Annotated in this window: 8 protein-coding genes; 3 read left to right on the top strand and 5 right to left on the bottom strand. The window is 69.4% G+C overall.

Features of this window, described 5'->3' with window-relative positions; genetic code table 11:
- Window positions 1-7: 7 nt before the first annotated feature.
- Window positions 8-1,051 carry a rod shape-determining protein gene (locus GT007_RS11835; RefSeq protein ID WP_160121818.1) on the bottom strand — a complete coding sequence of 348 codons (1,044 nt, stop codon included), beginning with the start codon at window positions 1,049-1,051 and terminating at the stop codon, window positions 8-10.
- Between the two features lie 165 nt (window positions 1,052-1,216).
- On the opposite strand from GT007_RS11835, the gene GT007_RS11830 reads away from it, so the two are divergent.
- Entirely contained in the window at window positions 1,217-2,425 is a 1,209-nt protein-coding gene (locus tag GT007_RS11830; protein WP_160121817.1) for an O-antigen ligase family protein, read from the top strand.
- Here the strand turns inward: GT007_RS11830 and GT007_RS11825 are convergent.
- The 3 genes from GT007_RS11825 to GT007_RS11815 form a co-directional block, all read right to left on the bottom strand.
- Complete coding sequence (locus GT007_RS11825) at window positions 2,422-3,651, bottom strand: Bcr/CflA family multidrug efflux MFS transporter (RefSeq protein ID WP_236571628.1); 1,230 nt, start codon at window positions 3,649-3,651, stop codon at window positions 2,422-2,424. The genes GT007_RS11830 and GT007_RS11825 overlap by 4 nt on opposite strands.
- Before the next feature lie 217 nt (window positions 3,652-3,868).
- The gene (locus GT007_RS11820; protein WP_160121815.1) at window positions 3,869-5,233 is read right to left on the bottom strand and encodes an ABC1 kinase family protein; all 1,365 of its coding nucleotides are present in this window, start codon (window positions 5,231-5,233) and stop codon (window positions 3,869-3,871) included.
- Window position 5,234: 1 nt separating this feature from the next.
- On the bottom strand, window positions 5,235-7,052 hold the full coding sequence (locus tag GT007_RS11815; protein ID WP_160121814.1) for a M3 family oligoendopeptidase: 1,818 nt from the start codon (window positions 7,050-7,052) through the stop codon (window positions 5,235-5,237).
- A gap of 61 nt (window positions 7,053-7,113) precedes the next feature.
- On the opposite strand from GT007_RS11815, the gene GT007_RS11810 reads away from it, so the two are divergent.
- Together GT007_RS11810 and GT007_RS11805 are read left to right on the top strand one after the other, a co-directional pair.
- Window positions 7,114-8,862 carry an AMP-dependent synthetase/ligase gene (locus tag GT007_RS11810; protein WP_160121813.1) on the top strand — a complete coding sequence of 583 codons (1,749 nt, stop codon included), beginning with the start codon at window positions 7,114-7,116 and terminating at the stop codon, window positions 8,860-8,862.
- Between the two features lie 116 nt (window positions 8,863-8,978).
- On the top strand, window positions 8,979-10,358 hold the full coding sequence (locus GT007_RS11805; RefSeq protein ID WP_160121812.1) for an aspartate aminotransferase family protein: 1,380 nt from the start codon (window positions 8,979-8,981) through the stop codon (window positions 10,356-10,358).
- Between the two features lie 176 nt (window positions 10,359-10,534).
- Here GT007_RS11805 and GT007_RS11800 read toward each other — a convergent pair whose 3' ends face one another.
- A complete protein-coding gene (locus GT007_RS11800) occupies window positions 10,535-11,824 on the bottom strand; it encodes a TRAP transporter large permease (protein ID WP_236571627.1) in 1,290 nt (429 codons plus the stop codon).
- Window positions 11,825-11,830 lie beyond the last annotated feature (6 nt).

Below are 11,830 nucleotides of genomic sequence, written 5' to 3'. Positions count from 1 at the left end.
GAACCCTTTAATACATGGAGGAGAGGACTTGGCGAAGCCGTTTCAGCTCCTCCAGCGCGCGGCCGGTGCCGAGTGCCACGCAGTTCAGCGGCTCCTCCGCCACCACAACGGGCAGGCCTGTCGCATCCCGCAGCACTTCGTCGAGGCGGTGCAGCAGGGCGCCGCCGCCGGTCAGCACGATGCCCTTGTCCACGATGTCGGCGGCCAGTTCGGGGGGCGTGTTCTCCAGCGCCACCTTCACGGCCTCCACGATGTTCGTCACCGGCTCGGCCAGCGCGATCGCGATTTCCCGCTGGCTGACGATCACCTCGCGGGGCACGCCGTTCATCAGGTCACGGCCCTTCACCTCGGTCAGGATGCCGTCGCTGTCGTCATCAGGGGGGGCGGCCGCGCCGATTTCCATCTTGATGCGCTCGGCGCTGCTCTCGCCGATCAGCAGGTTGTGGGTGCGGCGGATGTAGCTGATCACCGCCTCATCCATCTTGTCGCCGCCCACGCGCACGGAACGCGCATAGACGATGCCGCCCAGCGAGATCACGGCCACTTCCGTGGTGCCGCCGCCGATGTCCACCACCATGGAGCCCGAGGGCTCCGTCACCGGCAGGCCGGCGCCGATCGCGGCGGCCATCGGTTCCTCGATCAGCAGCACCTTGCGGGCACCCGCGCTCTCGGCGCTTTCCTGGATGGCGCGCCGTTCCACCGCCGTGCTGCCCGAGGGCACGCAGACGATGATCATGGGCGAGGCGAAGCCGCGGCGGTTGTGCACCTTGCGGATGAAATGCTTGATCATTTCCTCCGCCACCTCGAAATCCGCGATCACGCCGTCACGCATCGGGCGGATGGCCGCGATGTTGCCCGGGGTGCGCCCCAGCATCATCTTGGCTTCCTCGCCCACCGCCAGCACCTGCTTGCGGCCGCGATTGTCGGAGATGGCAACCACCGAAGGCTCATTGAGCACGATGCCGCGGCCCTTCACATAGACCAGCGTGTTAGCCGTGCCGAGATCGATGGCCATGTCGGCCGAGAGGAAGCCGAACAGGCGAGACAGCATGAGAAACCCTTCCGGCCCGGGGCCTGACTTGGAAAGAGGGTGGGCTAGCCGCGGTAGCTAGCCCCATGTGGGCCCAGGCTCAAGGGCCATACCGGTGCAAGCCGCGCAGCCCTGCCCCCGCAACGCCTGCTTGCGGGGCCCTTGCAGCCGTGCCAAGCGGCACAGGTGAGCAGATTCCCCAGCCCTTCCCTGTCCCTCGCATGCTTTCTGGCGCTGGCGCCGGTGCTGGCAGTGTTCCAGTTCCGGGGCATCGCGCCGCTGGGCACGGTGGCGCTGCTGGCCATGGCGGCGGGCGGGTTGGCCGCCGGGCGGGGCCCGAAGCTGCCGCTGGCGGCCTGGCTGGCGCTGGCGCTGTGCGGCTGGGGGCTGCTGAGCGCGCTGTGGGCCGTGGACCCCGGCCGCAGCGCGCTGGAGGGCGCGCGCATCGGTGCGCTGGCCCTGCTGGGCGGGCTGGCCGCCACCGCCCTGGGCGGCCCGCAGGAGACGCCACGCCCGGTGCTGCGCTGGCTGACGTTGGGGCTGGTGGCGGGCACGCTGCTGATGTTCGCGGACCAGACCAGCTTCCACACCCTGCGTGCCCTGGTGCGCGGGCTGCGGCACTGGGATCTGACGTTGGGCTATGGGTTGAAGCCCGCGGCCTCGGTCGTCGCGGTGCTGCTGCCGCTGGCGGTGTTCGTGCAGCCGGGGGCGCGGCGGAAGATCGCGCTGACGCTGATGGCCGTGGTCGCCATCTTCAGCATGCCGGCGCAGGCGGCCAAGATCGGCGTGCTGGCGGGCATGGCGGGGTATGTCGCCTTCGCGCTGCTGGGCACGCGGGTGCTGCGGCTGGCGGTGCCGCTGGTGGTGGCGCTGGTGCTGCTGCTGCCGCTGGGGCTCGGCGCCCTGCTGGCCACCGGCCCCGATGTGAACTGGATGCAGGGCAGCGCCGCCCACCGCGTGCTGATCTGGGATTTCGCCATCCAGCGCATGCTGGAACACCCGCTGCTGGGCTGGGGGATGGAGGCCGCGCGCGCCATCCCGGGCGGGGAATTGCAGGTCTCCGCCGAGCAGCTGGCGCGCTTCCACCTGGAACCCCAGGCCGCCTGGTTCGCGGAGGTGCGGGCCCAGCGCCTGCCGCTGCACACGCACAACTTCATCATCCAGATCTGGCTGGAGCTGGGCGCGGTGGGTGCGGCGCTGACAGCGGCGCTGCTGGCGGTGCTGCTGCGGGCCGCGGACCATCCGGGCCGGTTCGGGGCGTTCTGCGCGGCCTTCGCGGTGGCGAATCTCAGCTATGGCGCGTGGCAGGGCTGGTGGGTGGCCCTGCTGGTGCTGCTGGCGCTGACGGCCCAGGCGGTGGTGACCCAGGCAGTGGCGGTGCGACCCGCGCGCTAACCCCGCGCGGGCGTGCGCACCAGCAGCAGCACGCTAAGCAGCACACCCACCCCGGACACGCCCACGATGCAGCCCATGGTCCAGGGCGTGCCATCGGCCAGCCAGCCCACCAGGGCGGTGCTGACCATGCCCGTGCCGTAATGCATGGCTCCCACCAGCGCCGAGACCGCCCCCGCCCGCTGCGGAAAGCCCGCCAGCGCGCCGGCCACCGAATTGGCCACGATGAAGCCCATCATCGAGAAATAGAAGAACAGTGGCACCACCAGCCCCGGCAGCCCGCCCCAACCGGAGCGGCTGGCCAGGATCAGCGCCACCCCCGCCAGCCCCGCGATGGCCGCCCCCGCCCGCAGCATGCTGTCCGTGCCGAAGCGCATCACCAGCCGGCTGTTCAGCAGGTTGGCCAGCATCATGCCCACGATGTTGATGCCGAACAGCAGCCCATAGGCCTGGGGCGAGACGTGATAATACTCGATGTAGGTAAAGGGCGAGGCCGCCAGGAAGGCGTAGACCCCCGCGTAGAGAAACCCGCCCGCCGCGGCATAGCCCAGCACCCGCCGGTCCCGCAGCAGCAGCACATAGGTGGTGACGATGGCCGCCGGGCGCTCCGTCAGGCGCCGGTCGGGCGGGAGGGTTTCCCGCAGGCTGGCCACACCCAGCAGTGCCAGCAGGCCGAAGCCCGCCAGGGTCCAGAAAATCCCCCGCCAGGACCAGATACCGAGGATCTGCCCGCCCAGGATCGGGCCCAGCAGCGGGGCGATGCTCATCACCAGCATCAGGGTCGAGAGCATCTGCGCCGAGCGTTCGCGCGCGTACAGGTCCCGCACCATGGCGCGCGCCAGCACCGGCCCGGCGCAGGCGCCCAGGGCCTGGGCCAGGCGCCAGGCGATCATCTCCAGCGCCGAGCCCGACAGCGCACAGCCGATGGAGCCCAGCATGAACAGCGCCATGCCCACCATGATCGGGATGCGGCGGCCATAGCGGTCCCCCACCGGCCCCCAGAACAATTGCCCCAGGCTGAAGCCGATCAGGAAGCCCGACAGGGTCAGCTGCACCTGCCCCGCCGAGGCACCGAGCGAGGCGCTGAGGGATGGCAGGGCCGGCAGGTAGATGTCGGTGGAGATGGAGGCGAAGGCCATCAGCGCCGCCAGCACGACGGTGAAGCGCAGTTCCGCCCTGGCGCGCGGCATGGCGCCGGGCACGGCTTTGCTGGAGATGGCGAGCGGCATGGGCGAGGGCCCCCGAGGCATAATGTGACGGGCCCGGCCCCTGGTGGGGGGTCGGGGGAAACGGACATTTCCTCGGATGGTCATAGCTAGACCCGGAACGCCGGCGCGCGACCGCCCCGGCCGCCCAAATAGACGGCGGGGCGGCGCGGAGCGCTGGGTTCATGGGCGATTGTTCATGCCAGCGCCCAATCGGTGGGCGGCATGGATGAGGGTGGCGCTACAGCCCCGCCTCGACCAATGCCTTCGCCTGCCGGTCCGCCAGCGCCTGTTCATCGAAACCGTCGATCAGTTCCATGAACAGCCGGTGCCAGTTCTGTTCCGTCTTCAGCCGCATGAAGGCGGAGCCCACCCCCACCGCCGCGCGGTCCATGAAGGGGAATTCGCGCGGAACCTTCACCGGCTTGCCGGTGCGCGCGGCCTCCGCCTTCAGCCCGCCATGCACGGCCTGGGCCACGTTGCGCCCGTAATTCGGGTCGTCCGATTGCTGGATCGGGCGCACCCGGTCCTCGATCAGCGGGTCGTACAGGAACTCGGCCCAGGATTTCAGCAGGCGCAGGGTTTCCTTGGACAGGCCGGTGAAGCCCCAATCCTCCAGCGCCTCATAGGCACGGGCCTCGTTCCCGTCGCGGATCGCCTCGAACAGCCGCACCACGCCGCCGACGAAGCGCGGCGGAAACACGCGGATGGTGCCGAAATCCAGCAGGCTGATGCCGCCGGGCTGCTCGTCGCCGGGCTGGCGCACCAGGTAATTGCCCAGATGCGGGTCGCCATGGATCACGCCGCACACATACAGCGGCTTGTACCAGGCCTCGAACAACGCGCGGGCATAGACGCCGCGCTCCTCGGCGGAGGGGTCTTCCTCCAACCGCTTCAGCAGCGGGCGGCCGGGCAGCCAGTTCATCGTCAGCAGGCGCTGGGTGGTCAGTTCCTCCACCGGCTGCGGCACCCACACCTGGACCGAGCCGCGCAGCATGATGCCGTACAGCTTCTGGTGCTTGGCCTCCCGGGTGTAGTCCAGCTCCTCCCGCAGGCGGTCGGACAGTTCCTGGAACACCTCGCTGTTCTCCAGCGTGGAATCCATGCGCTGATACAGGCCGAGCGCCATGCGCAGCTGCCGCAAATCGGCATCCACCACATTGGGCATGTCCGGGTATTGCAGCTTGCAGGCCACCGGCGTGCCATCGGGCAGCACCGCGCGGTGCACCTGCCCCAGCGAGGCGGCCGCGGCCGCTTCCTGCCCGAACTCCTTGAAGCGGGACTGCCAGTGCGGGCCCAGCTCCGCCGTCATCCGGCGCTTGACGAAGGCCCAGCCCATGGGCGGCGCGTTGGATTGCAGCTCCTGCAACTCCGCCGCGTATTCCTCCGGCAGGGCGTCCGGCACGGTGGACAGGAACTGCGCCACCTTCATCAGCGGGCCCTTCAGCCCGCCCAGCACCGCCCTCAGGTCCGCCGCATGGGCGGCCTTGTTGGTCTTGATGCCGAGGAACCGCTCGCCCGCCACCCGCGCCGCGATGCCGGTGACAGCGCCGGAGGTGCGGACGAAGCGCCGCACCTCACCGAACAGGGGCTTGTCGTCGGCCATGTCAGGCTTCGAGCTGGTCGATGAAGCCCGAGATCACGTCCAGCCCGCGCTTCCAGAATTCCGGGTCGGCGGCGGACAGGCCGAAGGGGGCCAGCAGCTCCTGGTGGCGCAGCGTGCCGCCGGCGGCCAGCATGTCCAGGTATTTCTGCTCGAAATCCGGCACCGCCCCGTCCTTGTAGACCCCATACAGCGCGTTCACCAGGCAATCCCCGAAGGCGTAGGCATAGACATAGAAGGGCGTGTGGATGAAGTGCGGGATATACGCCCAATAGACATTGTAGTCGCCGGAGAACTCGAAGGCCGGGCCCAGGCTCTCGGTCTGGATGCCCATCCAGATCTTGCCGATGTCTTCCGGCGACAGCTCACCCTGGCGGCGGGCGGCGTGCAGCTTGGTCTCGAACTGATAGAAGGCGATCTGCCGGACCACCGTGTTCAGCATGTCCTCGACCTTGCCGGCCAGCAGGATGCGCTTCTTCGCCGGGTCCGTCTCCGCGTTCAGCATGGCCTGGAAGGTCAGCATCTCCCCGAACACGCTCGCGGTCTCGGCCAGCGTCAGCGGGGTGGAGGACATCAGGTAGCCCTGGTCGGCCGCGAGGCGCTGGTGCACGCCATGGCCCAGCTCATGGGCCAGCGTCATCACGTCCCGCGCCTTGCCGTGATAGTTCAGCAGCAGATAGGGGTGGGCCGAGGGCACGGTCGGGTGCGCGAAGGCGCCGGACGCCTTGCCCGGCCGCAGCGCCGCGTCGATCCAGGATTTCTCGAAGAAGGGGGCCGCCATCTCCGCCAGCTTGGGGCTGAAGGCGTGATAGGCGGCGCGCACCTGCTTCACGGCATCGGGCCAGGCGATGGTGGTGTCGGCGTCGGCCGGCAGGGGCGCGTTGCGGTCCCAGTGCTGCAGCTTCTCCATGCCCAGCCACTTCGCCTTCAGCGCGTAGTAGCGGTGCGACAGCTTGGGCAGATAGGCCCAGACGGAGGAGACCAGCGCCTCCACCACCTCATCCTCGACCATGTTCGCGCGGTTGCGATAGGAGGCGGGGGTGGGATAGCGGCGCCACTTGTCCATCACCTCCTTGTCCTTGGCCAAGGTGTTGGTGATGAAGCTGAACAGCTTGATGCGGCTGGCGAAGGCGGCGGAAACGCCCTCGGCCGCGGCGCGCCGCTTCTCGCGGTCCCGGTCCGAGAGCTGGTTCAGCGCCGCGCTGACCGAGACCTCCTGGCCCGCGACGGTGACGGTCATGTTCGCCATCGTCTCATCGAACAGTCGGCTCCAGGCCGCGCGGCCGGAGATGTCCTTCTCGTTCAGCAGCCGCTCCAGCTCATCCGACAGCTGGTGGTCGCGGAACAGGCGCAGGTCGCGGATCCAGGGGCCCCAGCCGGCCAGCGAGGGGCTGCCCTCGGACCAGGTTTCCAGCAGCGCCTCGTCCAGCAGGTTGATCTCCAGCGTGAAGAAGACGAGGTGGGAGGAGATCTCCGTCACCTTCTCCTGGATCGCCTGGTAGAACTGGCCATTGGCGGTGCTCTGCGCGTCCGAGGCGAAGGTGAGGCTGGCGAAGCTCATCGCCCGGCCCAGCACTTCCTCGATCGCCTCATATTCCGCGATGGCCTCGGCCAGCGCATCCCCGCCGATGCCCGAGAGCTTTCCGGCCAGCCGCGCCTTGAACGCCTGGGCATCCGTGCCGGCCTTGTCCAGATCGGCCTTCAGCTTCGGATCGTCCTGCCCGGCATAGAGATCGGACAGATCCCAGACCGGAAGGCCCTCTCCGCCGCCGGCGGAGGCATCGAGCGGGGCGAAAGGGATGGGGTGCGCGGCTTGGGACATCTGCATAAGCTTCCATATATGCCCGAACGGGCCAGGGCCAAGCGGGGGAGGCGGCAAGTCTATGACGGATCAGGCGAACCAGGAATTCGCCCCCACGGGTGCCACCACCCTGCACGGCATGATGTTGGCACTGGCGGAGCGCGAGTCCACCGCCCCCATGCTGCGTTTCTGGCAGGGGGACGGCTGGCGGGGCATGGGCTGGGGCGAATTCGGCCAGGCGGTGCGGCGGGCGGCGGCGGGGCTGGCCGCGCGCGGCGTGCGACCGGGCCAGCGCGTGCTGCTGGTTTCCGCCAGCCGGCCGGAATTCCTGATCGCGGACAACGCCATCATGGCACTCGGCGCCATCACCGTGCCCACCTATGTGGCCAACACCGTGGCCCACCATGCCCATGTGATCGGCGACTGCGCGCCCAGCCTGGCCATCGCCGACTCGGCGCAGAACGCGGCGAAGCTGCGCCAGGCGGCGGAGATGGCGGGGCTCGACCTGCCCATCCTGGTCTTCGACGCCGGGCCGGGCGGCCCCTGGCCCAGCTGGGCCGAGGCGCTGGCCACCGAAGCCCCTCCCCCGCCCTTCGCCGATGATGGGGAGGCCGTGGCCTGCATCATCTATACCTCCGGCACCGGGGGCGCGCCGCGCGGGGCCATGCTGCCGCACCGCGCCATGCTGTCGAATTGCGAGGGCGTGCGGATCGCGGGGCGGGGCATTCCGTTCAAGGGCGGGCGCTACCTGTCCTTCCTGCCCATGTCTCACAGCTATGAGCACACGGCCGGCGGCTTCCTGCTGCCCAGCCTGGGGATGGAGCTGGTGTTCTCCCGCGGGGCGGAACACCTGGCGCGGGAGTTCCAGGAGATCCGCCCCACCCTGATCACCGCCGTGCCCCGCCTGTTCGAGGTGCTGAAGACCCGCATCCTGAACCAGCTGGAGGATGCGGGCGCCGCCCGGCGCTGGCTGTTCGCCCGCGCGCTGTCCCTGGGGTTGCGCAAGATGGACGGCCCGCCCCTGAACCCGCTGGAACGGCTGGAGGACGCGGCGCTGGAACGCCTGGTGCGCGCCCGCGTGCAGGCGCGCTTCGGCGGCGGGCTGGCCGCGCTGATCTCGGGCGGGGCGCGGCTGGACCCGGAGCTGTCGGGCTTCTTCCTGGCCATGGGCATCCCGGTGCTGCAGGGCTATGGCCAGACGGAGGCCGGGCCCGTCGTCTCGGTCAACCTGCCCTGGGACAATGACCGCCACACGGTGGGCCACCCGCTGCCGGGGGTGGAGGTGAAGGTGGCCGCCGATGGCGAGATCCTGCTGCGCGGCGGGCTGCTGATGGCGGGCTACTGGAACCAGCCCGAGGCCACCGCCGCCGCCATCGCCCCCGACGGCCCGGGCGGCCCCTGGCTGCACACCGGCGATATCGGCATGCTGGACGCGGCCGGGCGCATCCGCATCACCGACCGCAAGAAGGATTTCATCAAGCTGGTGGGCGGCATGATGGTGGCTCCCGCCCGGGTCGAGGCGCTGCTGACCGCCGAAACCGCCATCACCCAGGCCGTGGTGTCCGGCGAGGGCCAGGCCGCCCTGGTCGCCCTGCTGGTGCCCGCCGAGGGGCGGGAGGGGGACCTTGCCGCCGCCGTCGCCCGCGTGAACGCCAAGCTGGCCCCGCATGAACGCATCCGCCGCTGGGCCGCGCTGGACGAAGCCTTCAGCATCGAGAACGGCCTGCTGACACCCAGCCTGAAAACCAGGCGGAAACAGGTGCTGGAACACCATTCGGCCCTGGTCCGGGCCTTGCAGAGCGGGACGCCCCATGCTGCCTTGCCGGCATAGAGCGTGATCGCCGGAGGTGGAAACACCGGAGGCGTGAATCACGCGAACAACCAGTAGTTGGGAGCGTGTGCCGTAAGCGGATGCGAGCGGATCACGCTCTCAGGAGTGCCTTGCCGATGCCCGATACCAACCTGACGAACAGTGCCATCATCAACGCCTATATCGCCGCCACCCCGGGCAGCGCGGCGCTCCATGCCAAGGCGCTCGGCGCCTTCCCCAGCGGCATCACCCATGACAGCCGCTGGCTGAAGCCCTACCCGCTCTCCTGCGCGAAGGGCAAAGGCCCCATCAAGTGGGATGTGGACGGCAACCGCTATGTGGACCTGTTCGGCGGCCATGGCTCCCACCTGCTGGGCCATTGCCCGGATGACGTGGTCGAAGCCACCATCGAGCAGATGCGCAAGGGCAGCCAGTTCGGCGCCAGCCACGCGCTGGAAATCGAATGGGCCAACCTGATCCAGGAGATGGTCCCCTCGGCCGAGCGCGTGCGCTTCACCTCCTCGGGCACCGAGGCCACGCACATGGCCGTGCGCCTGGCCCGCGCCCACACCGGCCGCAGCAAGATCGCCCGCTTCCACCGCCACTTCCACGGCTGGCACGATGTGATGGCCTTCGGCGTGGACGGCCATTTCGACGGCACCCCCACCCCGGGCGTGACCGAGGCCGTGGCCGACGGCGTGAAGCTGCTGCCGCCCAATGACATCGACGCCGTCCGCGCCCTGTTCGAGGCCGACGACGACATCGCCGCCGTCATCATCGAACCCATCGGCGCCAACACCGGCAACGTGCCCATCCCCGGCAGCTTCCTGAAGGCGCTGCGCGCGCTGACCCAGGAATACGGCGTGCTGCTGATCATGGATGAGGTCGTGACCGGCTTCCGCCTGGCCCCCGGCGGCGCGCAGGAAGCCCGTGGCGTGACGCCCGACCTGTGCACCCTGGCCAAGGTCGTCGCCGGCGGCCTGCCCGGCGGCGCCGTCGCCGGCCGCAAGGACCTGCTGGACGAGCTGGACTTCGAGGTCTCGGCCGCCAAGGGCCGCGAGAAGATCAAGCACCCCGGCACCTACAACGCCAACCCGGTCTCGGCCGCCGCCGGCATCGTCACGCTGCGCACCATCCGCGACACCGACGCCTGCGCGCGGGCCAACGCCGCCGGCGAGGCGGTGCGCACCAGCCTGCGCAACGTGCTGGTCGAGGAGAACGTGCCCTGGGGCATCTACGGCGAGTTCAGCTTCTTCTTCATCTTCACCAACGCCGCGAAGCTGGATATCGACCCGCTGACCTTCAACAGCTTCTCCGTGCCGTCCAGCACCTTCGGGCCCGACCCGCGCAAGACCCTGACCCAGAAACTGCACCTGGGCATGATCACCAACGGCGTGGACCCCATGGGCTTCCGCGGCGGCATCCTGTCCGCCACCCACGGCCCGGAAGAAGTGGCCGCCATCACCACCGCCTTCCGCGACACCCTGCGCGGACTGAAAGCCGAAGGCGAGATCTGAACCGGCAGGGCGATGCGAGAGGGGCTCTGCCCCCCTCGCGCTCCCCCCGCCAGGAGCCAGTGGCCCCTGGACCCCCATCAGTTAGTTGAAAAAGGCCGGGTTCCAAGGGCCTCGCGGCCCTTGGCGGGTGGGGGTGCGGGGGGGGGCAGAGCCCTTCCCCGCGGCGCCCTACCCGTTCAGCGCGCCAGCAGCCATTCCGGCAGTCCAGTCACCAGGGCGACGGGGAAGATGGTGATCAGCACCACGGTCAGCACCAGCATCAGGAAGAACGGCATGGAGGCCCAGGCCACTTCGGTTTGTTCCTTGCCGGTCATGGTTTGCATGACGAACAGGTTGAAGCCGAGCGGCGGGGTGATTTCCGCGATTTCCACCAGCAGCACGATGAAGATGCCGAACCACACCAGGTCGAAGCCCGCGTGCTGCACGATGGGCACGACGACGGAGGTGGTGAGCACGATCATCGACACGCCGTCGAGGGCCGCGCCCAGCACCACGTAGACCAGCGTCAGGATGGCGATGATCGAGTAGGGGCCGAGGCCCGCCTCGGCCACGGCCTGGGCCAGGGCGGCGGGGATGCCGGTCAGCGCCATCGCCTTGGTCAGGAAGGCGGCGCCGGCCAGGATGAACAGGATCATGCAGGACAGGCGGGTGGCCGCCGCCAGGCTCTCGAAGAAGCTGGCCCAGGTGAGGGTGCGGGTGACCGCCGCCAGCACCAGGCTGCCCAGCACGCCGAAGGCCGCGGCTTCCGTCGCCGTCGCCCAGCCCACGAACATGGAGCCGATGACGACCACGATCAGGATGGCGCAGGGGATCAGCTGGGCCGACTGCTTCATCTTGGCCATGAAGGACATCGGCGGGTCCTGCGGGGGCTGCTTGTCCGGGTTCAGCTTGGCCCAGATGGCGATGTAGCCGCTGAACAGGATCATCACGAGCAAGCCCGGCAGGCAGCCCGCGATGAAGACACGCACGATCGAGACCTCGGCCGCCACCGCGTAGACCACCATGATGATGGAGGGCGGGATCATAATGCCGAGCGTGCCGGCCGTGGCCAGACTGCCGATCGAGATGCTGTCGTCATAGCCGCGCTTGCGCAGTTCCGGCAGCGCGATGCGGCTGACGGTGGCGCAGGTGGCCGCCGAGGAGCCGGAGACGGAGCCGAAGATGCCGCAGGCCAGGATGTTCACATGCAGCAGCCGGCCGGGGATGCGCCGCACCCAGGGGGCCAGGCCGTTGAACAGTTCCTCGGACAGCTTGGTGCGGAACAGGATCTCACCCATCCACACGAACATCGGTAGCGCCGCGAGCGTCCAGGAGCCGGTGCTTTCCCAATAGGCGCTGGCCAGGAACAGGCCGGGGTTGGGGTTCACCAGCGTCATGGCCATCCAGCCCGCGCCGGCGAGCGAGAGGGCGATCCACAACCCGCTGCCCAGCAGAAGGCAGAGCACGAACAGCAGGAAAAGGGACATCGTGAT

This window comes from Rhodovarius lipocyclicus (assembly GCF_009900765.1).
Classification (GTDB): Bacteria; Pseudomonadota; Alphaproteobacteria; order Acetobacterales; family Acetobacteraceae; genus Rhodovarius; species Rhodovarius lipocyclicus.
The sequence above is the reverse complement of the archived record's forward strand: the minus strand, read 5'-3'. Positions and strand labels throughout refer to the sequence as shown.